This is a genomic window from Georgenia wutianyii, assembly GCF_006349365.1.
GTDB lineage: Bacteria > Actinomycetota > Actinomycetes > Actinomycetales > Actinomycetaceae > Oceanitalea > Oceanitalea wutianyii.
Window position 1 is genome coordinate 1,316,104 of the sequence record NZ_CP040899.1, and the last position, 24,003, is coordinate 1,340,106.

The window sequence follows — 24,003 nt, forward strand, 5'->3', positions numbered from 1 at the left end:
GTGAGGTGGGGCAGTCTGACGTGTCCCGACAGGCTTCCCCCTCAGGACGCCGGGAGCGTCACCTCGACGTCGCCGTCCCGGTCGAGGGTGAACGCCGCCCGCGCGCCGGACGCGCTCACCGCGTACTCGCCCCGGAAGCCGCGCACGCTCACCCGTCCCTCGGCGTCGGTGCGCAGCGTCGTCGGCGCCAGCCACCACTCGTCCTTGAGGAGCCCGTGCAGCGCGTCGAAGGACGGCTTGGTGCTCCCGTCCGCCCGCACGAGCCCGACCGGCGCCCCGAGCCAGCTGCCCTCGTCGGTGAGGCCCCAGTAGGTGACGGCCTCGACGGCGGGGTGGGACACGAGCGTGCGGTAGTGCCGCACGATCTCCTGCGCCTGGCGCTCCTCACCCTCCGGCGTCGTCGGCCACGACTCCACCTGGTGGTCGTTGAGGTCGACGACGTCGGCCGGCATGAGGTCCCCGGACAGCAGCGTGCTCTCGGTGAGGTGGAGCGGCAGCCCGAACCGCGCGAAGCGGTCGAGCGTCTCCAGCGTGCGCTCCTCGCCCCAGTAGCCCTGGTGCATGTGGCTCTGCAGGCCGATCGCGTCGACGCGGATCCCGGCCTCGAGGACGCCCTCCACGAGGCACTCGAACGCAGGGGAGAGGTTGAAGTCGTTGAGCAGCAGGGTGGCCGACGGGTTCGCGGCCCTGGCCTCCTCGAACGCGAGGCGCACCGTGGGGATGCGGCCCCGCTCCCAGCACAGCCGGGTGATCGCGTTGCGCCGCTCCTCGTTGCTGAAGACCGGCATGATGACGACCTCGTTGATCGCGTCCCAGACGTCGACGACGCCGGCGAAGTCGCTCACCTCCCGGCGGATGCGCTCGCGGAGCAGCGTCTCGACCTCGTCGGTGGGCACGTCGAGCAGCCAGTCCGGCGCGAGGGTGTGCCAGGCGAGCGGGTGGCCCTTGACCGTGACGCCCCGCTCTGCGAACCACCGGGCCGCGCGGAGCAGGCGCGTGGTGTCCGGCGTCCCGCGCCGCGGCTCGAAGCCCGCCCAGTAGAACGGGAGCGTCGCGGTGTTGAACAGGTCGAGCCACAGGGCGGCGAGGTGCTCGCCGGAGGCCGGCGGTGCTCCGCCGAACGGGCTGTCGGGGTCGGCCTCGGTCTCCCCGTTGGCGTGCGCGACGAGGTCGAAGCCGATGTTGCCGAAGGAGAAGGCGTGCCGGGTCTGCGCGACGGTGACCTCGGTGTCGGCGAGCGGGGCGCCGTCGCCGCGGCGGACGGTGAGGAACGCCTCGGCGTAGCGGTGGCGCAGCGACGCGTCGGCGGCGGACGTGACGGTCATGCGCGCGGGTGTGCGGTCGAGGCGCGCACGACGAGCTCGGTCGGGAGGCGCAGGTGGCTGCCGGGGTCACTCGTCCCGTCGAGGATGCCGACGAGGAGCCGCAGCGCCTCGCCGCCCATCTCCTGGATCGGCTGAGCGACCGTCGTCAGCGGGGGAGAGGTGAGCGCGGACTCGGGGACGTTGTCGAAGCCGATGACCGACAGCTCGTCGGGCACCGAGATGCCGAGGTCGTGGGCGACGTCCATGGTCCCGATGGCCGAGAGGTCGTTGGCGGCGAAGATCGCCGTCGGCCGCTGGGGGAGGGTGAGCAGCTCACGCGCCGGCGCGCGGGCGCTGTCCCGGCGGTAGTCCGCGACCCGCAGGAGAGCCGGGTCGACGTCGATGCCCGCCGCGGCGAGCGCGGCCCGGTAGCCCTCCTCGCGCAGCCGGGAGGACTCGAGGTCGGGACGTCCGCCGAGGAAGCCGATGCGGCGGTGCCCCAGGGAGAGGAGGTGCTCGGTGGCGGTGAGGCCGCCGCTGAAGTTGTCGGAGTCGACCGTGGGCATGCCGGTGGGCCCGGCGTGGGGGTCGATGGCGACGACGGGCGTCGTGCCGCCGGAGTCGACGACTGTCGGGGTGACGACGATCGCGCCGTCGATGAGGGTGCCGCTGAGCCGGGACAGTGAGCGGCGCTCCCAGCCGGCGCGCGAGCCGACGCTGTCACCGCCGGAGTAGGCGAGCAGCTCGTAGCCGGTGCCGTCGATGGCCGTGGAGACGCCCTTGAGGATCTCGGCGCTGAACGGCTCGAACTCCGCGACGAGGATCCCGATGACGTTGGTCCGGTGGCTGCGCAGGCTCCGGGCGACGAGGCTGGACTCGTAGCCGAGCTCCTCGATGACCGCCTGGACCCGCTCGCTCGTGGCGTGGGCGACGCCGTACCGCCCGTTGATCACCTTGGACACGGTCGCCGGCGAGACGCCCGCCGTCCGGGCCACGTCGTGGATGGTCACCCGCGGGGTCATGGTCACCGGTGCACCATACCGCGACGAAACCGTTATCGATATCGATTGACAGTGTCCGGCGTCACGCGGCATGCTGGCATCGTTCGGTCAGTCAACGACGACGAAGGATGCGTCCTATGGGAAGCAGCAAGCGAGTTCTCACCGCGGCGGCACTCACCAGCGCCGCCCTCCTCCTGGCCGCCTGTGGCGGCGGCGGTGAGACGAGCGAAGGCAGCACCACGGGCGAGGGCGGCGACGTCACCCTCACCTGGTGGCACAACTCGAACAACGAGCCCGGTCTGGGCTACTACGAGCAGGTGGCCGCCGACTTCGAGGCGGCCAACGAGGGCGTGACCATCGAGATCACCCCGATGGCGCACCAGGACATGCTCACCCGGCTCGACGCCGCCTTCCAGACGGGCGACGCGCCGGACGTCTACATGGAGCGCGGCGGCGGCGAGCTCGCCGCGCACGTCGACGCCGGCCTCACGATGGACCTCACGGAGCTGGCCGCCGAGGAGATCGAGATGATGGGCCCCTCGGTCGGCGGCTGGCAGTACGAGGGCAAGACCTACGCCCTGCCCTTCTCCGTGGGCGTCGTCGGCTTCTGGTACAACACCGACCTCTTCGAGCAGGCGGGCATCACCGAGGCCCCCGAGACGATGGAGGACCTCTACGCGGCGATCGACGCGCTCAAGGCCGCGGGCATCGAGCCGATCTCCGTCGGCGCCGGCGAGAAGTGGCCCGCCGCGCACTACTGGTACTACTTCGTCACGCGCCAGTGCAGCGAGGACGTCCTGGCGGAGACCGCGGACACGATGGACTTCTCCGACGAGTGCTTCGTCCGGGCGGGCGAGGACCTCGAGGAGCTCGTCGCCGCCGAGCCGTTCAACGCCGGCTTCCTCGCCACCCCCGCGCAGACCGGCCCGACCAGCGCCTCCGGGCTGCTCGCCACCGAGCAGGTGGCCATGGAGCTCGCCGGCCACTGGGAGCCCGGTGTCATGCAGGGCCTCACCGAGGACCAGCAGGGCCTGGGCGACAAGACCGGCTGGTTCCCCTTCCCGACCGTCGAGGGTGGCGAGGGTGACCCCGCCGCGCCGATGGGTGGCGGTGACGCGTGGGCCTGCTCGGCCGACGCCCCGCCGGAGTGCGTGGAGTTCATCCGCTACCTCCTCAGCGACGAGGTCCAGTCCGGCTTCGCCGAGCTCGGGATGGGCGTGCCCACCAACCCGAACGCGATCGCCTCGCTCACCAACCCGGCGCTCGCCGACCTCGTGACGATCCGTGACGAGGCCCCGTACGTCCAGCTCTACCTCGACACGCTGTTCGGGGAGAACGTCGGTGGTGCCATGAACGACACGATCGCCCTGGTGTTCGCCGGTCAGGCCGGTGCCCAGGACATCGTGGACGCGACGCAGGCCGCTGCCGGCACGCGGTGACGACGTGGTCGACGACGTGACCGCCCCTCCTGCGGGCACGCGCGCCGACGGCGACACCGTGGACGCCGCCTCCCGGGTGCAGACCCGGGGGGCGGCGCCCGCCGCCGCCCCCGCGCCGCGTGGACGCCGCCCGCTGCGCCCGGCCGTGCGCAAGCGGCTCGAGATCGCGTTCTTCGTCCTGCCGGCGCTCGCCCTGTTCGCGGTCTTCATCGTCACGCCGGTCGTCCAGGCCGTGCGGTACTCGGTGTTCCGCTGGAACGGGCTCGGCCCGCTCGACGACTTCGTCGGGCTGGCGAACTACGCCAACGCGCTGCGCGACACGATCTTCACCGACGCGGTGATGAACAACTTCATCATCATCGCGCTGTCGATCCTCATCCAGCTGCCCCTCGGGCTGGGCATCGCCCTCCTGCTCAACCGGGAGATCTGGGGCCGGACGGTGCTGCGCGTCGTCATCTTCGTGCCCTACGTCCTCGCCGAGGTCGTCGCCGGTGTCATCTGGTTCATGCTGCTGCAGCCGCGCGGCGTCATGGACGCGCTGTTCGACACGGTCGGTCTGGGGGAGTACACCCAGCTGTGGCTCGGGGACCCGAAGGTCGCGCTCGGCACGGTGATGTTCGTGCTCACCTGGAAGTACGTGGGCCTGGCGATCATCCTCTTCCTCGCCGGTCTCCAGGGCGTGCCGGCCGACCTCTACGAGGCGGCCCAGCTCGACGGCGCCTCGTGGTGGCAGGTGCAGCGGCGGATCACGATCCCGCTGCTCGGCCCGACCATCCGCACGTGGGGCTTCCTGTCGATGATCGGCTCGCTCCAGCTCTTCGACATGGTGTGGATCCTCACCGGCGGCGGCCCGGCGAACTCGACGATGACGATGGCGGTCTACCTCATCAACCAGGGGACCGAGCGCAGCCTGTACGGCTACGCCTCCGCCGTCGCCGTCATCCTCTTCGTCATCTCCCTCGTGCTCGCCGCCTTCTACCAGCACTTCATCCTGCGCCGGGACAACCCGGACGCACCCCAGCCGCGAAAGGCCAGGCGATGAGCGCTCCCCTCACGACGCCCGCCCCCGGTGGCACGGTCGGCACCCTGGAGACCTCGCCGCGGCGCCGACGCAGCAACGCCTTCTCCCGCGGGAACCCGCTCGTCTACGGCATCGCGCTCGTCGTCGTCCTCGCCACCCTGGGCCCCGTCGTCTACGCAGTCCTCGGCGGCTTCCGGACCAACGCCCAGCTCGCCTCGGACCCGGTGAGCCTGCCCGACCCGTGGGTCCTGACGAACTACGGCCGCGTGCTCACGTCCCCGGCGTTCTGGCGGTACGCGCTCAACTCGACGATGATCGCGCTCGCGACGACCGCGATCGTCGCGATCTTCGGCGTCATGGCCGCCTACCCGCTGGCGCGCTACCAGTTCCGCGGGCGGGGGTTCCTCACGACCTTCTTCACCCTCGGGCTGCTCTTCCCGCTCACCGTGGCGATCATCCCGCTGTTCCTCATGGTCCGGGAGCTGGGCCTGACGAACAGCATGTGGGGGGTCGTGCTGCCGCAGGCGGCCTTCGCCCTGCCGATGACGATCGTCATCCTGCGCCCCTTCCTCATGGCGCTGCCCAAGGAGCTGGAGGAGGCCGCGGCGATCGACGGCGCCTCCCGGATCGGCTTCTTCTGGCGGATCCTCCTGCCGCTGTCCGGGCCCGGGCTCGTCACCGTCGGCGTGCTCGCCTTCGTCGCGTCGTGGAACGCCTACCTGCTGCCGCTCCTCATCCTCAGCGACCCGCAGGCCCAGACCCTGCCGCTCGGGGTGGCGAACTTCTCCACCCAGTACGCCCAGGACACCGCCGGGGTCCTCGCCTTCACCTCCGTCGCGATGATCCCCGCCCTCGTGTTCTTCCTCGCGATGGAGAAGCGGATCGTCAGCGGCCTGCAAGGAGCGGTGAAGGGCTGACCGCAGCCTCGTGCCCACACCAGAGCGGCCGTCACGCCGTCGTCGCGCTCGCTCGCGCAACCACAAGGAGACAGTCCCGTGCTACAAGCGTCCGTCCCGGCGATGCCGGTCGTGTCCGAGCGTGTGCGTGAGCTGCACGCGCGGATGACGCTCGAGGAGAAGCTCGCGCAGATCGTCGGCTACTGGCTCGACCAGGGCGGCGACGTCGTCGCCCCCATGCAGGGGGAGATGGCCGCAGGCCAGCGGGGCGCAGACGCCCTCGCCGACATCACGCGGCACGGCATCGGCCACTACACCCGCGTCTACGGCACCCGTCCGGTCGACGCCGCGGAGCGGGCGGCGTGGCTGTGGGGCGAGCAGCGCCGGCTCAAGCGGGAGACCCGCCTGGGCATCCCCGCGCTCGTCCACGAGGAGTGCCTCACCGGCCTGGCCGCGTGGCGGGCCGCGACCTTCCCCACCCCGCTCGCCTGGGGCGCCGCCTTCGACCCCGCGCTCGTCGAGGAGATGGGGCGGGTCGTCGGGGAGTCGATGCGCAGCCTCGGGGTCCACCAGGGCCTCGCCCCGGTGCTCGACGTCGTCCAGGACCCGCGCTGGGGACGCGTCGACGAGTGCATCGGGGAGGACCCCTACCTCGTGGGGACCGTCGGCACCGCCTACGTCCGCGGCCTGCAGTGCTCCGGCGTCCACGCGACCCTCAAGCACTTCGTCGGGTACGCCTCCTCGCGCGCCGGACGCAACCACGCCCCCGTCTCCGCCGGGCCGCGGGAGATCGCCGACGTCCAGCTGCCGCCCTTCGAGATGGCCCTGCGCGACGGCGGTGCCCGCTCGGTGATGAACTCCTACACCGACGTCGACGGCGTGCCGATGGCCTCGAGCGTCGAGTACCTCACCGGGGTGCTGCGTGAGCGGCTCGGGTTCGACGGCGTCGTCGTCGCCGACTACTTCGCCGTCGCCTTCCTCGAGGTCATGCACGCCGTCGCCGCCGACCGCGGTGAGGCTGCGGCGCTCGCCCTCGAGGCGGGCGTCGACGTCGAGCTGCCCACCGGGGACGCCTACCTCGAGCCGCTCGCCGCGCGCGTGCGCGCCGGGCAGCTCGACGAGCAGTACGTCGACCGCGCCGTGCTGCGGGCGCTGTCGCAGAAGGAGGAGCTCGGGCTGCTCGACCCCGACGCGTTCGAGGACGAGCCGCCCGCCGTCGTCGACCTCGACTCCCCCCGCCACCGGGACGTGGCACGCCGGCTGGCCGAGAAGTCGATCGTCCTGCTCGCCAACGACGGCGTCCTGCCGTTGCGCAGCTGGGTACGCGCGCCGCGGCGGGTGGCCGTCATCGGCCCCAACGCCGACCGGGCCGCGGCCCTCCAGGGCTGCTACTCCTTCACCAACCACGTCCTCGCGCACTACCCCGACCACGACCCCGGCCTCGCGATCCCGACCGTCCGCGACGCGCTCGGCACGGCGTTCGCCGCCGCCGGGATGCCGCAGCCCGAGCTGGTGCACGTCCCCGGCTGCGCCGTCGAGGGGGAGGACACCTCGGCCTTCGCCGAGGCGGTCGCGGCGGCGGAGGGCGCTGACGTCGCGGTCGTCGTCGTCGGCGACCAGGCCGGCCTGTTCGGCCGCGGCACGGTGGGCGAGGGCAACGACACCGAGTCCCTCGACCTGCCGGGGGTGCAGCGCGAGCTCGTCGAGGCCGTCCTCGCGACCGGCACGCCGGTCGTCATGGTTCTCGTCACCGGCCGTCCCTACGCCGTCGGCTGGGCCCTGGAAGGGCCTGGTCCTCGGCCGGGTGCCGTCCTCCAGGCGTTCTTCCCCGGTGAGGCCGGCGGTCTGGCGATCGCCGACGTCCTCACCGGCGTGGTCGCCCCGTCCGGGCGGCTGCCGGTGTCACTGCCGCGCTCGGCGGGTGCGCAGCCCTACACCTACCTCCACCCGATCCTCGGCGGCCCCTCGGAGGTGACGTCGGCGGACTCCACGCCGCTGCGCCCCTTCGGCTTCGGGCTGTCCTACACGCAGTTCGCCTACACCGACCTCGTGGTGGACCCCGAGGTCCGGGCGGGCGGCACGTTCACCGCCGCGGTGACGGTGAGGAACACCGGGCAGGTCGCGGCGAGCGACGTCGTCCAGCTCTACGGGCGCGACCTCGTCGGGTCCGTCGCGCGGCCGGTGGCCCAGCTCCTCGGCTACGCCCGCGTCCCGCTGCAGCCCGGGGAGTCACGCCGGGTGACGTTCACCGTGCCGACGACGCGCCTGGCGTTCTCCGACCGCCGCCTCGTGCGGGTCGTCGAGCCCGGCGACGTCGAGGTGTGGGCCGGTTCCCACGCCGCGGCCTCGGCGCCCGCGGCGGCGGGGGAGGAGCCGGCGAACTACGCCATCCGCAGCGAGCGCAAGGACGAAGGACCCGCGGTCCCCGGGACGGCGACCCCGCGGGCCACGCTCACCGTCCGCGGGCCTGTCCACGAGGTGACGGCGGAGGACGCCCGCGTCGTCGGGGTCCACGTCGCGGCGCCGGGGACCGCCGGGCGCACCGGAACGACCGTGCCCGTCGGCAGCGGCCGTTAGCCTGGCGACGGTCGGCGGGGGCGCCGGTGCGAGGAGGGGTTCATGGACGCCGACGTCGTCGTCGTGGGGGCGGGCCTGGCTGGGCTCGTCGCGACCGCCGAGCTCGCCGGTGCCGGGCGCCGGGTGGTCCTCGTGGACCAGCAGCCGCTCACCGACCTCGGCGGGCAGGCCTTCTGGTCCTTCGGCGGGCTGTTCCTCGTCGACTCCCCGGAGCAGCGCCGCATGGGGGTGCGCGACAGTGCGGAGCTCGCCTGGCAGGACTGGGCCGGCACCGCCGGCTTCGACCGCCCGCGCGAGGACCTGTGGCCCGAGCGCTGGGCGCGTGCCTACGTGCGCTTCGCCGCCGGGGAGAAGCGCGCGTGGCTGCACTCCCTGGGCGTGCGGTTCTTCCCCGTCGTCGGCTGGGCGGAGCGCGGGGGCGGGCTCGCCGCCGGGCCGGGGAACTCCGTGCCCCGCTTCCACATCGTCTGGGGCACCGGGCCGGCGATCGTCGCGCCCTTCGCCCGCCAGGTCCGGGCCGCCGTCGACGCCGGGCTCGTGCGCCTGGCGCCGCGCCACCGCGTCACCCGGCTGACGACGACGGGAGGCGTCGTCGACGGTGTCGCGGGGGACGTCCTCGCGCCCGACGGGGCCGCGCGCGGCGAGCCGACGAGCCGCGAGGTCGTCGGGGAGTTCCGGCTGGGCGCCCAGGCCGTCGTCGTCGCCTCCGGCGGGATAGGCGGCAACGGAGAGCTCGTGCGGCGCTGGTGGCCCGAGTCGCTCGGGACCCCGCCGGCCCGGATGCTCACCGGGGTGCCCGCCTACGTCGACGGCTCGCTGCTCGAGGCCGCCGAGCGGGCGGGGGTGAGCCTGGTCAACCGGGACCGGATGTGGCACTACACCGAGGGCGTGGAGAACCACACGCCGGTCTGGCCCGGGCACGGCATCCGGATCCTGCCGGGCCCCTCCTCCCTGTGGCTCGACGCCACGGGGCGCCGGCTGCCCGCCCCGAACTTCCCGGGGTTCGACACCCTCGCCACCCTGCGCCACCTGCGCTCCACCGGGTACGACCACAGCTGGTTCGTCCTCACCCGCCGGATCATCGAGAAGGAGCTCGCCCTGTCCGGCAGCGAGCAGAACCCCGACCTCACCGGCAGGGACGTGCGCCTTCTCCTCGAGCGTCTGCGCCCCGGCCCGCCCGGACCGGTGGCCGCGTTCACGGAGCGAGGGTCGGACTTCGTCGTCGCCGGCTCCCTCGACGAGCTCGTCGCCGGGATGAACCGGCTGACGCCCGAGGCGCCGCTCGACCTCGACGTCGTCGCCGGGGAGGTGCGCGCCCGCGACCGTGCGCTGGACAACGAGTTCACCAAGGACGCCCAGGTCACGGCGCTGCGCCAGGCCCGCACGTACCGCGGTGACCGGCTGGTCCGGGTGGCCGCCCCGCACCGGCTGCTCGACCCCGACGCCGGGCCGCTCGTCGCCGTCAGGCTCCGCGTCCTCACCCGCAAGACCCTCGGCGGCATCGAGACCGACCTCGACGGGCGAGCGCTCGGCCCGGACGGCGCGCCGGTGCCCGGGCTGTTCGCGGCGGGGGAGGCCGCCGGGTTCGGCGGTGGCGGCATGCACGGCTACCGCTCGCTCGAGGGCACCTTCCTCGGCGGCTGCCTGTTCTCCGGCCGCCAGGCCGGGCGGGGCGCCATCGAGGCGACCTGAGCGGTGCGTACCCGAGCACTGCCTCGTCCGTGGGAAACTTGTCCTCATGGCTATGCGAGACATCCGCGTCGTGGGGGACCCGGTCCTGCGCACCCCGTGCGAACCGATCACGGACATCGACGACCGCGTCAAGGCGCTCGTCGAGGACCTGCTCGAGACGGTCGACCACGAGGGGCGCGCCGGCCTGGCCGCCAACCAGATCGGTGTCAGCCTGCGGGCGTTCTCGTGGAACATCGAGGACGAGATCGGCTACGTCCTCAACCCCCGGATCGTCGAGGTCTCCGAGGAGGAGTACCAGGACGGTGACGAGGGCTGCCTGTCCGTGCCGGGCCTGTGGTTCCCCACCGAGCGCGCCTGGTACGCCCGCGTCGAGGGCATCGACCTCGACGGCAAGCCCGTCGTCGTCGAGGGCGAGGAGCTCATGGCCCGCTGCCTGCAGCACGAGGTCGACCACCTCGACGGGATGCTCTACATCGACCGCCTGGACAAGAGCCAGCGGAAGAAGGCGATGCGCGCCATCCGGGAGATGCTGTAGCACCACTTCCCACGGGGTCCGTGGTCGGCTAGTGTCGGCCACGGTCCGACCGTCGGACCCCTCACCTCGGGGAGGGTGTGTGCTCCGCACCTGGTATCTCACCACGCGCTTCGACTGCGACCTGCGTCGGCAGGCCAGCGCGCTCTGTTGTTGTCGCTGAGCACCTGCGGGACGGTTCAGCTCTGACCTGAGCCCCGGACGCCGGCACCGCCGCCGGCCCCCTGCGCCACGCCGTCGTCATCGGCGTGCCCGCGCGTCCGCACACCCGCGCCCCGGCGCACCATCGCGCCTGCCTCGTCGTCCCTGCACACCCGGAAGGCAGTCATGTCCACCACCACCTCCTCCCGACGGCGGCTACGAGCCCCGTCGTTCACCGTCCAGATCCTGCTCGCGCTCGTCCTCGGCGTCCTTCTCGGCTGGTGGGCGCTGTCCATCGGCCAGACGCCCGAGGGGGAGCCCAACGGCCTCACCGTCGCGCTCGACACCATCGGCGGCGCGTTCGTCAGCCTGCTGCGCGCCACGGTCCCGCCCCTCGTCTTCACCGCGATCGTCGCCTCGATCGCCAACCTGCGGGGGGTGGCCAACGCCGCCCGCCTCGCCGGCCAGACCCTGCTGTGGTTCGCCGTGACCGCCGCCGCCTCGGTGGCGATCGGCATCGGCCTCGGGCTCCTCATGAAGCCCGGGATCAACACCTCGGTCGGCGCGGACGCCGCGGCCGACCCGGGCCGCACCGGCAGCTGGCTCGACTTCCTCAGCGGCCTCATCCCGGCCAACTTCCTCGGCCTGCAGAGCTCGGTCTCCCTCGAGCGCGCCGGCGACGAGATCGCCGGGGTGAGCGGGTCGTTGAGCTTCAACGTGCTGCAGATCCTCGTCATGGCGCTCGTCGTGGGGATCGCCGCGCTCAAGGTCGGGCAGAAGGCCGAGCCGTTCCTCTCGGTCAACCGCTCGCTGCTCGCGATCATCCAGAAGGTGCTGTGGTGGATCATCCGCCTCGCCCCGCTCGGCACGCTCGGCCTCGTCGGGCGCGCGGTGGCCACCTACGGCTGGGAGTCCCTCGCCCCGCTCGGCACGTTCGCCGCGGCCGTCTACATCGGCCTGGCGCTCGTGCTGCTCGTCGTCTACCCGATCGTGCTCAAGAGCAACGGGCTGTCGGTGGTGCGGTTCTTCCGCGGCGCGTGGCCGGCGATCCAGCTCGGGTTCGTCTCCCGTTCCTCGATCGGCACCCTGCCGGTCACCGAGCGGGTCGTCGAGCGCAACCTCGGGGTTCCGCAGTCCTACGCCTCCTTCGCGGTCCCGCTCGGGGCGACGACGAAGATGGACGGCTGCGCCTCGATCTACCCGGCGCTCGCGGCGATCTTCGTCGCGCAGTTCTTCGGGATCGAGCTCGCGATCACCGACTACCTGCTCATCGCGTTCGTCTCGGTCGTCGGCTCCGCGGCGACGGCCGGCCTCACCGGCGCGATCGTCATGCTCACCCTCACCCTGTCGACCCTCGGCCTGCCGCTCGAGGGCGTGGGCCTGCTCCTGGCGATCGACCCGATCCTCGACATGGGCCGTACCGCGACGAACGTCGCGGGCCAGGCGCTCGTGCCGACGATCGTCGCCAAGCGTGAGGGCATCCTCGACGTCGAGCAGTACGACTCGGCCAACGCCACGGACCTCTTCACCGAGGACGTCGAGCACGCGGACGGGGCACCGCAGGAGGTGAGCGGCCGGCCCGAGGCGGCGGCCGCCCCCGTCCGGTCCTGACCTCCCGCCGGTGGGTCCTGGTCGGGCCCACCGGCGGTGTGGCATGATGACCGTGCTACGCCGTGATCGTGGCGGAACTGCTGGTAACTCCGGCTGAGGTCGTAGGGGAAGACGCACCTCAACAGGAACCAGGAGGGTCGACATGAGTGGTGCCAATACCCGCGGCGTCATTTTCGTGCACTCAGCGCCCCGTGCGCTGTGCCCGCACGTCGAGTGGGCGGCCGGCACGGTCCTCGACGGCCGCGTCACGATGGAGTGGACGCCCCAGCCTGCCGCGCCGGGAATGTTCCGCGCCGAGTACTCCTGGGCCGGCCCGGTCGGGACCGGGGCGCGGCTCGCCTCCGCGCTGCGCGGGTGGAACCACCTGCGCTACGAGGTCACCGAGGACCCGACGCCCGGGGTCGACGGCGGGCGCTGGTCGCACACGCCCGAGCTCGGCATCTTCCACGCGCAGACCGACGCGCACGGCAACGTCGTCGTGCCGGAGGACCGGGTCCGTTCCGCCCTCGAGCACGCCGCCGACCCCGTGCGCATGCGCCACGAGCTCAACCTGGCGATCGGCCAGGCGTGGGACGACGAGCTCGAGCCGTTCCGCTACGCCGGTGCGGGCGCGCCGGTGCGCTGGCTCCACCGGGTCGGCTGAGACCGGCCGGGACCGGCGCGGCCGGTCCCGGCCCGCGTCAGACGTTGCGGACGGCGAGGGCGACGTTGTGGCCGCCGAACCCGAAGGCGTTGTTGACCCCGACGACGTCGCCGGCGGGCAGCGCGCGCGGGATGTCGCGCACGAGGTCGATGTCCAGGCCGGCGTCCATCTCGGTGACGTTGATCGTCGGGGGAGCGGTGCGCTCCTTGATGGCCAGGACGGTGAGGATCGTCTCCAGCGCGCCGGCACCACCGAGGAGGTGGCCGGTCATCGACTTCGTCGCGGAGATCGTCACGTGGTCCGCCTCGGCGCCGAGCCCGCGGCGGATCGCGGCGGCCTCGATCCCGTCGCCGACGGGCGTGGACGTCGCGTGCGCGTTGACGTGGACGACCTCGCGGCCGGTGACGCCGGCGTCCTGGAGCGCCAGGCGCATCGCGCGCTCCTGCCCGGCGCCGGTGGGGTCGGGCGGGGCGATGGCGTAGGCGTCGGACGTCATGCCGATGCCGCAGATCTCGGCGTACACGCGCGCGCCGCGGGCGGCGGCGTGCTCGGCGCTCTCCAGGACGACGATCCCGGCGCCCTCGCCCAGGACGAAGCCGTCGCGGGTGACGTCGTAGGGGCGTGAGGCGCCCTCGGGGTCGTCGTTGCGCGTCGACAGCGCCTGCATCTTGGCGAACGCGGCCATCGGCAGCGGGTGGATCGCGGCCTCGGTGCCACCGGCGACGACGACGTCGGCGCGGCCCGAGCGGATCATGTTCACCCCGGTGGCGATCGCCTCGGCGCCCGAGGCGCAGGCGGACACGGGGGCGTGGGCCCCGGCGCGCGCGCCGACCTCGAGGGAGACGTACCCGGCGGGGGAGTTGGGCATGAGCATGGGGACGGTGAGCGGCATGACGCGGCGCGCGCCGCGCTCCTTGACGGTGTCCCACGCGTCCAGGAGGGTCCACACGCCGCCGATCCCGGAGGAGACGACCGCGCCGAGACGCTCGGGGTCGACCTCGGGGGCGCCGGCGTCGGCCCACGCCTCACGGGTCGCGATGACCGCGTACTGGGCGCTCGGGTCCATGCGGCGTATCTCGGTGCGGGCCAGGACGTCCGCGGCGGAGACGGCGAGCTGGCCGGCGAAGTCGACCGGGATCTCGTACCGCTCGGCCCAGTCGTTGTCCAGGGTGCGCACGCCGGACTTGCCGGCGAGGGCGTTGCTCCAGGTCGAGGGCACGTCCCCGCCCAGCGGCGTGGTGGCTCCGAGACCGGTGACGACGACGGTGGGGCTCATGGCTGCTCCTCGAGGTGGGTGGGTGCCGGCCGGGACGACGGTGACGCCGTCCCGGCCGACGAGGTCAGGCCTGCGCGCCGTGGATGAAGGAGACGGCGTCCTGGACGGTGGCGAGGTTGGCGACCTCCTCGTCGGGGATGCGGACCTCGAACTTCTCCTCGGCCAGCGTGACGATGGTCATCATCGACAGGGAGTCGATGTCGAGGTCGTCGGTGAAGGACTTCTCCAGCTGGACGGACTCGGCCGGAAGGCCGGTCTCCTCGTTGACGATCTCCGCCAGTCCGGCCAGGATCTCCTGCTCGCTGTGTGCCATGCGTGTTGCTCCAATTTCGTGTGGATGGGTCGAAAGACAGTGTGGTCCAGAAGGCGTGCGCCGCTCGGGGCGACTCGCCCGGGTCAGGGCAGGGCCACCACCTGGGCGGCGTAGGCGAGGCCGGCGCCGAACCCGATCTGCAGCGCCAGCGCCCCGGACTCCACCGCGCCCTCCCGGATGAGCCGCTCGGCGGCCAGCGGGATGGAGGCGGCGGAGGTGTTGCCGGTCTCGGCGATGTCCCGCGCGATCACCACGGAGTCCGAGAGCCCCACCTGCTTGGCGAGCTGGTCGATGATCCGCATGTTCGCCTGGTGCGGGAGGAACACCTCGATGTCCTCCGGCCGCAGCCCGGCGGCCTCGATCGCCGCGGTGGCGACCTTGGCCATCTCGAAGCTCGCCCACTTGAAGACGGTGGGGCCCTTCTGCCGCAGCGTCGGCCACGAGGTGTCGGTGCCGTCGCGGAAGGTGAGCCAGGAGTGGGTCTGGTAGATCGTGTCCGCCTGCGACCCGTCCGAGCCCCACACGGTGGGGCCGATCCCGGGGGTGTCGGACGGGCCGACGACGGCGGCGCCGGCACCGTCGCCGAGGAGGAAGGAGATCGTCCGGTCGGTGGGGTCGATGAAGTCCGACATCCGCTCGGCGCCGATGACGAGGACGTGGTCCGCCGTGCCGGCGCGGACGAGCGCGTCGGCCTGGGCGATGCCGTAGCAGTACCCGGCGCACGCGGCGGAGATGTCGTACGCCGCGGCAGGGCTCGCCCCGATACGGTCGGCGATGATCGTCGCCAGGGCGGGGGTCTGCTCCAGGTGGGTGACGGTGGCGAGGATGACCGCCCCGATCCGGGAGGCCTCGACGCCGGAGGCCTCGAGCGCCTTGCGGGCGGCCTCCTCGGTCATCGCGGCGATCGTCTGCTCCTCCGTGGCGCGTCGCCGCTCGATGATGCCGGTCCGCTGGCGGATCCACTCGTCGGAGCTGTCGATGGGCCCGGCGATGTCGTCGTTGCTCACGACCCGCTCACCGCGCACCCCGGAGATGCCGAGGATGCGGGAGTAGGCGTGGCGCTGCGGGGAGCGCAGGGTGGGACGGGTCATCGGGCCCCTCCGTGCTCGCGCACCAGCTCACGGGCCGCGTCGATCTGGTCGGGGGACTTCAGGGCGAGGGTCTGCACGCCGGGCAGCGTACGTCGGGCCAGTCCGGTAAGGACACCGGCGGGCGCCAGCTCGACGGCGGCGGTGACGCCGAGGTCGACCATCGCCTCGCAGCACAGGTCCCACCGCACGGGGCGGGCCACCTGCGCGACGATCCGGTCCAGGGCGTCCTGGCCGGAGGTGACGGCGGCGCCGTCGGCGTTGGACAGGAGCGTGGCGCGCGGGGCGACCGGAGTGAGTGACGCGGCGGCCGCGGCCACCTCGCCGACCGCGGGGGCCATGTGCTCGGTGTGGAACGCGCCGGCCACCTGGAGCGGCACGACGCGCGCCCTCGCGGGCGGCTCGGCGGCGAGGGCCGCGAGCTGGTCGAGGGTGCCGGCGGCGACGACCTGTCCGCCGCCGTTGACGTTCGCGGCGGTGAGCCCGTGCCGGGCGAGGACCTGCTCGACCTCCTCGGGGTCACCGCCGACGACGGCGCTCATCCCGGTGGGGGTGACGGCGGCGGCCTCGGCCATCGCCCGGCCCCGGACGCCGACGAGCGTCATCGCCTCGCCGGCGGTGAGCACGCCCGCGACGGCCGCGGCGGCGAGCTCACCGACGGAGTGGCCGGCGGTGACGTCGACCGCGGCGGTGTCCTGCCCGAGCAGCGCCTGGAGGGCGAGCAGCGAGGCGGCGACGATGAGCGGCTGGGCGTTGCGGGTGTCGCGGATCTCCTCGGCGTCCGCCTCGGTGCCGAGGCGGCGCAGGTCGAGACCGGCCGCCTCGCTGTAGGCGTCGAGGGACGTGGAGAGCTCCGGGAGCTCGAGCCACGGGGAGAGCATCCCGGGGGACTGGGCGCCCTGGCCAGGGCAGAGGATCGCGAGCACGGCCTCCACTCTGCCAACAAGGCACGGCACGCCAGCGGCGCGACGCCTACCAACTCCTCACGACCCCCTTGTGGGAGATCGACAAAGCGGTGGCGCCGCAGTGAGCGCCGTCACACCCCGGAGTGGTCCCCGGCCATGGCGGACAGGCGACCGACGACGAGCGCGACCTGGAGCACGAAGGCCTCCCGCGGCGTCGTCGCGTCCCACCCGACGACCTGGGAGATGCGCCGCAGCCGGTAGCGCACGGTGTTGGGGTGGACGTACAGGGCGCGGGCGGCACCCTCGAGGGACCGGCCCTGGGCGAGGTACTCCCCGAGCGTCTCGAGCAGCGGGCCGCCGGCCGTGACGAGCGGGCGGTAGATCTCGTTGAGCAGCGTGCGCCGGGCGAGCGGGTCGCCGTTGAAGAACCGCTCGGGCAGCAGCTCGTCGGCCTCGACGAGCTCGGGAGCGTCGGGCCAGGCCGGCGCGGCGAGCAGTCCGGCGAGGGCCGCGCGTGCGGAGCGACCAGCCTCGGCGATGTCCCCGACCTCGGGGCCGATGACCACGGTGCCCGGCCGCAGCCGGGACATGAGGGACTCCGCCGCCGCGCGCAGGTCGGGCCCGCCGAGGACGATGACGAGCCGGTCGCCCTGGATGCCCACGAGCGCGTCGTGCGCGGCCCGGCGGGAGGCGCGGCGCAGCTCTGAGGTGCTGCGCTCGTCGAGGGGGGTGTGGGTGGTGCCGACGAGGACGACCGTGCGTCCGGTGCCCGACCAGCCGAGGGCCGCGGCGCGCGAGCGCAGCGAGCCGTCGGTGTCCCCACGGACGAGTGAGTCGACGACGAGCGCCTCGAGCCGCGCGTCCCAGGCGCCGCGCGCCTCCGCGGCCCGGGCGTAGACCTCGGCGGCGGAGAAGGCGACCTCCCGCGAGTAGCGCAGGACGGCGTCACGCAGGTCGCGCTGCTGGCCCGGTGCGGCGAGCTGGACGGCGTTCTCCTCCACGACCTCGACGATGAGGCGGACCAGCTGCAGCGTGTGCTGCAGCGAGATCGAGCGGGTGAGCTCGGGCGGCGCCGCCCGGAAGATCTCCGCGGCGTTGTACGTCGCCTCGGCCGAGCTCTCGTACCAGGCGATGAAGGCGGCGATGCCGGACTGCGCGACGAGCCCGATCCACGACCGGTCCTCCGCGGCGAGCTCGCCGTACCAGGGGATCTCGCCGTCGAGGCGCTTGAGCGCGGCGGAGGTGAGCAGGTCGGTGCCGCCGCGCAGGCGCCGGACGACGTCCGAGCTGTCCTGCCTGTCGGCGGGAGTGCTCGCGGGTGACATGGGCAGAGCATAGGGGAGGCGTTGTGGGAAGCCGACAACCCCGCTCGCCAGGTGAGAACGGCGCGGCGACGGCGGAACCGGTGCCCCGTCCACATGAGGGCTGGGAGCCGACCCGCTAGGGTCGACCGCATGGCTCTACTCCAGCGACTCAAGGCACTGCTGACCAGACGCCGGCCCGAGCGGCGTCCGGGGACCCGGCAGGCCACCTCCGCGGCACGCAGCGCCGACGTGCCGCGCGAGAACGTCCTGCGGGCCAAGCTCGTCGAGGATCCCAACGACATGCAGGCGTTCGGTGAGCTCGCCGAGCTCGTGCGCCGTCGCGCCGACTCCGTCGAGCCGGTCGACCCCCTCATCGCCGAGCACGAGCCGACCGACCACCACATCTCCGCCGAGGTGGCGATCTGGGCGCTGGCCGAGGAGCTCGCGGGCAACCCGAAGGCGTGGTTCCCGCTCATCGAGCTCGGCCGCCTGTCCCTCCAGGACGACCACGAGGGCGCCATGCGCCGCCTGAGCGCCGCCTGCGAGCGGGAGCACTCGGGCCTGGCGCTGGCCGAGGGCGTGCGCACGCTGCGTGAGGCCGACCTCCCGGGTGACGGCCTGGGCCTGGGCGTGGGGCAGTGGTCCCCGCGCGACCACATCCCCGAGGCGGGACGCCAGGTCGTCCTCGCCGCCCTCGAGGCCGACCGCCCGCTCGACGCGCGCCGCCACCTCGAGGAGCTCAAGCAGCGCGACGACGCCGAGACGCACGCCGTCGTCGCCGAGCTCGAGCCGCGCGTGGCCGCAGCCGAGCGCGTCTGACGCACCCGCTTCCGCGGTCCTCGCCCCCCGCGGGCCGCAGAGGTGCAGGCGCCGTAGCATGGCGGCGCCGGGGGGCGAGCAGCAGGTGAGGGACATCGGTCCCCGGTCCGGCGGTGTGTGTCCTGGTTCACTGGATCCAGCACCGCACAAGGTGAATCAGCCCGAGGGCGACCACCGAAGGCCCTCGGCACCAGCCAAGGAGGACCACCATGCCTGAAACCATGCGCGCCGCCGTCGTGCCCGAGCTGGGCAGCCCGCTCGAGGTCCAGGACCTCGAGATCCCGCAGCCCGGACCGTTCGAGGCGCTGGTCAAGGTCGACTACAGCGGCGTGTGCCACACCGACCTGCACGCCGCGCACGGCGACTGGCCGGTCAAGCCGACCCCGCCGTTCATCCCGGGCCACGAGGGGGTCGGCACCGTCGTCGCCGTCGGCGACCGCGTCGACCGGGTGAAGGTCGGCGACAAGGTCGGCAACGCCTGGCTCGCGTCCGCCTGCGGCGAGTGCGAGTACTGCCAGACCGGCTGGGAGACGCTGTGCCCGAAGCAGCAGAACGGCGGCTACTCCGTCAACGGCTCCTTCGGCCAGTACATGCTCGTCGACTCCCGCTACTGCCCGATCATCCCCGACGGCGTCGACCCCGCGGGCGCCGCCCCGATCCTGTGCGCCGGCGTCACGGTGTACAAGGGCCTGAAGATGACCGACACCAAGCCCGGTGAGTGGGTGCTCATCTCCGGCATCGGCGGCCTGGGCCACATCGCCGTCCAGTACGCCGTCGCCATGGGGCGCCGGGTCGTCGCGGTCGACGTCGAGGACAGCAAGCTCGAGCTCGCCCGCAAGCACGGCGCCGAGGTCACCGTCAACGCCCGCACGAGCGATGACCCGGCCGAGGAGATCAAGGCCGCCACGGGTGGCGGCGTCCACGGCGCGCTCGTCACCGCCGTCAACGCCCACGCCTTCCCGCAGGCCGTCGGCGCGCTGCGCCGCGGCGGCACCGTCTCCCTCGTGGGCCTGCCGCCGGACCAGTTCCCGCTCGACATCTTCACCACGGTGCTCTTCGGCCTCACGGTCCGTGGCTCGATCGTCGGGACCCGCAAGGACATGAGCGAGGCGCTGGACTTCTTCGCCCGCGGCCTCATCAGCCCGACCTACACGGTGCGCCCGATGGACGACATCAACGAGATCTTCGCCGAGATGGAGGAGGCCAAGATCGACGGTCGCATCGTCATGGACATGAACGCCTGACGACCCCGTCCCACCCCGCAAACGCCGAGAGCTGGATCGTGCACGGTGCACGATCCAGCTCTCGGCGCTTCAGGAGGAGGGTCTCCTCCGGGTTGGACGGCTGCGGTCAGGAGTCGCCGCCCGCGGTGCCGGACTCACCGGCGTTGACGTCCCACAGGCGGTAGCGCTCGACGGCCTGACGCGGGGCGTCGGGGTCGATCGAGCCCTGGGCGGCGAGGGCCTGGAGGGCCTTGACCACCATGGAGTGGGAGTCGATGAGGAACTGGCGACGAGCCGCCGGGCGGGTGTCGGAGTAGCCGAAGCCGTCCGCGCCGAGGACGTGGTAGTCGCCCGGCACCCACTGGCGGATCATGTCCGGGACCATGTGGTCCCAGTCGCTCGAGGCGATGAACGGGCCGCCCGCGTCACGCAGCTTGGCGGTGACGTACGGCTCGGGGTGCTCACCGGTCGGCTCGAGCAGGCGCTTGCGCTCGATCGCCAGCGCGTCGCGGCGCAGCTCGCCCCAGCTCGTCACGGACCACACGCCTGCGCGCACGCCCCAGTCCTCGGCGAGGATGTCGCGCGCGTGCATCGCCCACGGCACACCGACGCCCGAGGCCATGAGCTGGACCCAGGGGCCCTCACCCTCGGACGGGGCGATGCGGTGGATGCCCTTGAGGATGCCCTCGACGTCCACGTCCTCCGGCTCGGCCGGCTGACGCATCGGCTCGTTGTACACCGTGAGGTAGTACATGACGTTCGGGTCGCGCGGGTCGTCGGCGCCGTACATGCGCTGCAGACCGTCGCGCACGATGTGCCGGATCTCGTAGGCGTACGCCGGGTCGTAGTTGACGAACGCCGGGTTGGTCTGGGCGATGACGAGCGAGTGCCCGTCCATGTGCTGCAGGCCCTCGCCGGCAAGCGTCGTGCGCCCGGCGGTGGCGCCGATGACGAACCCGCGGGCCAGCTGGTCCCCGGCGGCCCAGAACTGGTCGCCGGTCCGCTGGAAGCCGAACATCGAGTAGAAGATGTAGACCGGCACGAGCGGCTCGCCGAGGGTCGCGTAGGACGTGCCGACCGTCTGGAAGGCGGCGGCCGACCCGGCCTCGTTGATCCCCATGTGCATGATCTGGCCGGTCTCGGACTCCTTGTAGGAGAGCATGAGCTCGGCGTCCACGGCGGTGTAGTTCTGCCCATGGGTGTTGAAGATCTTCGCCGTCGGGAAGATCGAGTCCAGGCCGAAGGTGCGGGCCTCGTCCGGGATGATCGGCACGATGCGGTTGCCGAACTCCTTGTCCTTCATCAGCTCCTTGAGGAGACGGACGAAGGCCATCGTCGAGGCGACCTCCTGCTTGCCCGACCCGCCCTTGAGGATCTCGAAGGGCTTGTCGCCCGGCATCGGCAGGGAGCCCTTGTCGTCGCGACGCTCGGGGAGGAACCCGCCGAGGGCCTTGCGACGCTCGAGCATGTACTGCAGCGTCGGGTCGTCCTCCGACGGCCGGTAGTACGGCGCGTTGAACGGGTCCTCGAGCTGCTCGTCCGAGATCGGGATGCGAAGAGCGTCACGGAGCATCTTGAGGTCCGTGGTCTTCATCTTCTTCATCTGGTGCGTCGAGTTGCGCCCCGCGAAGCTCGGGCCGAGCCCGTAGCCCTTGACCGTCTGCGCGAGGATGACCGTCGGCTGACCCGTGTGCTCCATCGCCGCCTTGTAGGCCGCGTAGATCTTGCGGTAGTCGTGGCCGCCGCGCTTGAGCGCCCAGATCTCGTCGTCGGTCATGTCCTTGACGAGCTCCTTGGTCCGCGGGTCGCGGCCGAAGAAGTGCTCACGGACGTAGGCGCCGTCGTTCGCCTTGTAGGTCTGGTAGTCGCCGTCGAGCGTCTCGTTCATGAGGTTGACGAGCGCGCGGTCCTTGTCGGCGTTGAGCAGGGAGTCCCACTCGCGGCCCCACAGGACCTTGATGACGTTCCAGCCGGCGCCGCGGAAGAACGCCTCGAGCTCCTGGACGATCTTGCCGTTGCCGCGCACCGGGCCGTCGAGGCGCTGGAGGTTGCAGTTGACGACGAACGTGAGGTTGTCGAGGTTCTGCTGCGCCGCGAGCTGGAGCATGCCGCGGGACTCGGGCTCGTCCATCTCGCCGTCGCCGAGGAACGCCCACACGTGCTGCTGGGAGGTGTCCTTGATGCCGCGCTCGTGCACGTAGCGGTTGGTGAACGCCTGGTGGATCGCCTCGGCCGGGCCCAGGCCCATCGAGACGGTCGGGAACTCCCAGAAGTCGGGCATGAGCCGCGGGTGCGGGTAGGACGGCAGGCCGCCGCCCGGGTGGGAGTACTCCTGGCGGAAGCCGTCGAGGTCGTTCTCCGAGAGGCGGCCCTCGAGGTAGGCGCGCGCGTAGTTGCCCGGCGCGGAGTGGCCCTGGAAGAAGACCTGGTCACCGCCGCCCGGGTGGTCCTTGCCCCGGAAGAAGTGGTTCATCCCCACCTCGTACAGCGTCGCGATCGAGGCGTAGGAGGAGATGTGGCCACCGACGGACACGTCCGGGCGCTGGGCGCGGGTGACCATGACGGCGGCGTTCCAGCGGATCCAGCCGCGGTACTTGCGCTCCGCAGCCTCGTCACCGGGGAAGTAGGGCTCCTCGTGGACGCCGATCGTGTTGACGTACGGGGTGGTGAGCGGTGCGGGCACAGCGACGTTGCGCTGGCGAGCCCGCCGCATGAGGTTGAGCAGCATGTACCGCGCACGCGGCCCGCCGCGGTCCTCGATGAGCCCGTCGAGGGACTCGAGCCACTCCTGGGTCTCAGCAGGGTCGATGTCCTTGACCTGGCTCAGCAGGCCATCGATGAGCGGTCCAGATTCCTGTGGACTCACACGTCCTCTTTCCCTCAGGCGTCGACGCCCGACGCGCGTGGCTGGTGCTCGGTGACATCCAGATTAGGCCCATTGTCCCCGGCCCGGGAGGCCAGGGCCATCAGCCCGGTCACCGGTTCGCTATGACCTTGACAACAACCCGCCAAGGGTGAGCCTCTTGGGTGGTTCGTCTGGGATTGCTCCCGCCTCGGCAGTAGCGTTGTCCCAACCCCACGCATCGCGAGGGGCCGACGGCGCGAGGAGCGCCACCGACGAGAGAGAGTGGGAGAACACGTGGCAGCGACCGCTGGCCCCGATGCCGGCAGCCGGTTCGGCTTCACCGCCGGGCAGGAGATCCAGGAGTTCGGCTACGACGACGACGTCGACGAGGCGGTTCGTTCCGCCGTCGAGGACGTCACGGGCAAGGCCCTCGTGGACGAGGACCACTCCGACGTCGTCGACGGCGCGCTCATCTGGTGGCGGGACGACGACGGTGACGACACCGATCTCACCGATCTCCTCATGGACGCCCTCGACAACCTCGACGACGCCGGAGGCACCATCGTCGTGCTCACCCCGAAGCCGGGCCGTGGAGGTCACGTCGGCCCCGCGGTGCTGGAGGAGGCAGCGCGCACGGCGGGCCTGCAGCCCACCGGCGCGGTGAGCGCCTCGGAGGACTGGAACGGGCTGCGCCTGCTCTCGCGTGGTCGCGGTCGCTGACCGGGCGCCGGTCCTCGAGCTCCCGGACACCCACGGCACGCCGGTACGCCTCGGCGGGCGCCGGGAGCGTCCCCAGCTCGTCGTCTTCCTCCCGTTCGCGTTCTCGCGCGTGTGCGGCGGGGAGCTGCGCGCGCTCGTGAGCGAGCCGCTCGACGGCGCGGACCTCGCCGTCCTCAGCTGCGACCCGCTCTTCGCGCTGCGGGCGTGGGCGGAGCAGGAGGGGGCGACCTTCCCCCTGCTCTCGGACTTCTGGCCGCACGGGGCCGCGGCGCGCGCCTTCGGCGTGCTCGACGAGACCTCCGGCGCGCCCACCCGCGCCTCCTTCCTCCTCGACGGCGACGGCGTCGTCGCCTGGTCGGTCCACTCGCCGGCCGGGGTGGCCCGGTCCGTCGCCGACTACCGCGCGGCCGTCGCCGCACTCACCGCCTGACCCCACCCTCTGGGACGCCCCTCCGCGGACCGGCGACGTGCTGCAGGGGGCGTCCCAGGGGCGGCAGGGGCGTCCCGGACGGGGGAGGGGCGGGCGAGCAGTAGTCTTGGCGGCTGGGTGGCGCCCCTGGGGCTGCCGCTGGGGCCTGTAGCTCAGTTGGTCAGAGCGCCGCGCTTACACCGCGGAGGTCGCCGGTTCGAGACCGGCCGGGCCCACCACCCTC

At 72.6% G+C, this 24,003-nt stretch carries 20 protein-coding genes and 1 tRNA gene; 13 read left to right on the plus strand and 8 right to left on the minus strand.

What is annotated here, in order from left to right:
- Positions 1–41 precede the first annotated feature (41 nt).
- Both FE251_RS05860 and FE251_RS05865 read right to left on the minus strand, forming a co-directional pair.
- Positions 42–1,325: an endo-1,4-beta-xylanase gene (locus FE251_RS05860; RefSeq protein WP_139948232.1), complete on the minus strand. Its 1,284-nt coding sequence runs from the start codon at positions 1,323–1,325 to the stop codon at positions 42–44.
- Complete coding sequence (locus FE251_RS05865; RefSeq protein ID WP_139073111.1) at positions 1,322–2,326, minus strand: LacI family DNA-binding transcriptional regulator; 1,005 nt, start codon at positions 2,324–2,326, stop codon at positions 1,322–1,324. The genes FE251_RS05860 and FE251_RS05865 overlap by 4 nt, the downstream gene beginning before the upstream one ends.
- 116 nt (positions 2,327–2,442) lie before the next feature.
- On the opposite strand from FE251_RS05865, the gene FE251_RS05870 reads away from it, so the two are divergent.
- From FE251_RS05870 to FE251_RS05905, 8 genes are all read left to right on the plus strand, one after another.
- Complete coding sequence (locus FE251_RS05870) at positions 2,443–3,744, plus strand: ABC transporter substrate-binding protein (protein ID WP_139073004.1); 1,302 nt, start codon at positions 2,443–2,445, stop codon at positions 3,742–3,744.
- Between the two features lie 58 nt (positions 3,745–3,802).
- Positions 3,803–4,786 carry a carbohydrate ABC transporter permease gene (locus tag FE251_RS05875; RefSeq protein ID WP_456237482.1) on the plus strand — a complete coding sequence of 328 codons (984 nt, stop codon included), beginning with the start codon at positions 3,803–3,805 and terminating at the stop codon, positions 4,784–4,786.
- Positions 4,783–5,682 carry a carbohydrate ABC transporter permease gene (locus tag FE251_RS05880; protein WP_139073005.1) on the plus strand — a complete coding sequence of 300 codons (900 nt, stop codon included), beginning with the start codon at positions 4,783–4,785 and terminating at the stop codon, positions 5,680–5,682. The genes FE251_RS05875 and FE251_RS05880 overlap by 4 nt, the downstream gene beginning before the upstream one ends.
- A gap of 102 nt (positions 5,683–5,784) precedes the next feature.
- On the plus strand, positions 5,785–8,238 hold the full coding sequence (locus FE251_RS05885; protein WP_139949269.1) for a beta-xylosidase/alpha-l-arabinosidase: 2,454 nt from the start codon (positions 5,785–5,787) through the stop codon (positions 8,236–8,238).
- Positions 8,239–8,280: 42 nt separating this feature from the next.
- Positions 8,281–9,930 (plus strand): FAD-binding dehydrogenase, encoded by a 1,650-nt coding sequence (locus tag FE251_RS05890; RefSeq protein ID WP_139948233.1) that lies wholly within the window; start codon positions 8,281–8,283, stop codon positions 9,928–9,930.
- Positions 9,931–9,976: 46 nt separating this feature from the next.
- Positions 9,977–10,465: a peptide deformylase gene (def, locus tag FE251_RS05895; protein WP_139073010.1), complete on the plus strand. Its 489-nt coding sequence runs from the start codon at positions 9,977–9,979 to the stop codon at positions 10,463–10,465.
- 324 nt (positions 10,466–10,789) lie between these two features.
- Complete coding sequence (locus FE251_RS05900) at positions 10,790–12,214, plus strand: dicarboxylate/amino acid:cation symporter (protein WP_139948234.1); 1,425 nt, start codon at positions 10,790–10,792, stop codon at positions 12,212–12,214.
- A 142-nt stretch (positions 12,215–12,356) separates the two neighbouring features.
- Positions 12,357–12,857: a DUF3145 domain-containing protein gene (locus tag FE251_RS05905; protein ID WP_139073012.1), complete on the plus strand. Its 501-nt coding sequence runs from the start codon at positions 12,357–12,359 to the stop codon at positions 12,855–12,857.
- A gap of 37 nt (positions 12,858–12,894) precedes the next feature.
- On the opposite strand, the gene FE251_RS05910 is transcribed toward FE251_RS05905, so the two are convergent.
- The 5 genes from FE251_RS05910 to FE251_RS05930 form a co-directional block, all read right to left on the minus strand.
- On the minus strand, positions 12,895–14,133 hold the full coding sequence (locus FE251_RS05910) for a beta-ketoacyl-[acyl-carrier-protein] synthase family protein (RefSeq protein WP_139948235.1): 1,239 nt from the start codon (positions 14,131–14,133) through the stop codon (positions 12,895–12,897).
- Positions 14,134–14,197: 64 nt separating this feature from the next.
- Complete coding sequence (locus tag FE251_RS05915) at positions 14,198–14,446, minus strand: acyl carrier protein (protein ID WP_139073014.1); 249 nt, start codon at positions 14,444–14,446, stop codon at positions 14,198–14,200.
- 83 nt (positions 14,447–14,529) lie between these two features.
- The gene (locus FE251_RS05920) at positions 14,530–15,537 is read right to left on the minus strand and encodes a beta-ketoacyl-ACP synthase III (protein WP_139073015.1); all 1,008 of its coding nucleotides are present in this window, start codon (positions 15,535–15,537) and stop codon (positions 14,530–14,532) included.
- Positions 15,534–16,460 carry an ACP S-malonyltransferase gene (locus tag FE251_RS05925; protein ID WP_139948236.1) on the minus strand — a complete coding sequence of 309 codons (927 nt, stop codon included), beginning with the start codon at positions 16,458–16,460 and terminating at the stop codon, positions 15,534–15,536. The genes FE251_RS05920 and FE251_RS05925 overlap by 4 nt, the downstream gene beginning before the upstream one ends.
- Before the next feature lie 110 nt (positions 16,461–16,570).
- Positions 16,571–17,764 carry a PucR family transcriptional regulator gene (locus FE251_RS05930; RefSeq protein WP_139073017.1) on the minus strand — a complete coding sequence of 398 codons (1,194 nt, stop codon included), beginning with the start codon at positions 17,762–17,764 and terminating at the stop codon, positions 16,571–16,573.
- A gap of 129 nt (positions 17,765–17,893) precedes the next feature.
- On the opposite strand from FE251_RS05930, the gene FE251_RS05935 reads away from it, so the two are divergent.
- Positions 17,894–18,562, plus strand: coding sequence for a hypothetical protein (locus FE251_RS05935; RefSeq protein ID WP_139073018.1), 669 nt, complete (start codon positions 17,894–17,896; stop codon positions 18,560–18,562).
- 209 nt (positions 18,563–18,771) lie between these two features.
- A complete protein-coding gene (gene adhP / locus FE251_RS05940) occupies positions 18,772–19,806 on the plus strand; it encodes an alcohol dehydrogenase AdhP (RefSeq protein WP_218013691.1) in 1,035 nt (344 codons plus the stop codon).
- A gap of 106 nt (positions 19,807–19,912) precedes the next feature.
- Here the strand turns inward: adhP and aceE are convergent, their stop codons facing one another.
- A complete protein-coding gene (aceE, locus tag FE251_RS05945) occupies positions 19,913–22,651 on the minus strand; it encodes a pyruvate dehydrogenase (acetyl-transferring), homodimeric type (RefSeq protein ID WP_139948237.1) in 2,739 nt (912 codons plus the stop codon).
- 273 nt (positions 22,652–22,924) lie between these two features.
- Between aceE and FE251_RS05950 the strand changes: the two genes are divergently transcribed.
- From FE251_RS05950 to FE251_RS05960, 3 genes are all read left to right on the plus strand, one after another.
- Positions 22,925–23,350 carry a DUF3052 domain-containing protein gene (locus tag FE251_RS05950; protein ID WP_139073020.1) on the plus strand — a complete coding sequence of 142 codons (426 nt, stop codon included), beginning with the start codon at positions 22,925–22,927 and terminating at the stop codon, positions 23,348–23,350.
- Complete coding sequence (locus FE251_RS05955) at positions 23,334–23,780, plus strand: redoxin domain-containing protein (RefSeq protein WP_139948238.1); 447 nt, start codon at positions 23,334–23,336, stop codon at positions 23,778–23,780. The genes FE251_RS05950 and FE251_RS05955 overlap by 17 nt, the downstream gene beginning before the upstream one ends.
- A gap of 141 nt (positions 23,781–23,921) precedes the next feature.
- Positions 23,922–23,998 (plus strand) — tRNA-Val (locus tag FE251_RS05960).
- The last annotated feature ends 5 nt before the right edge of the window (positions 23,999–24,003 follow it).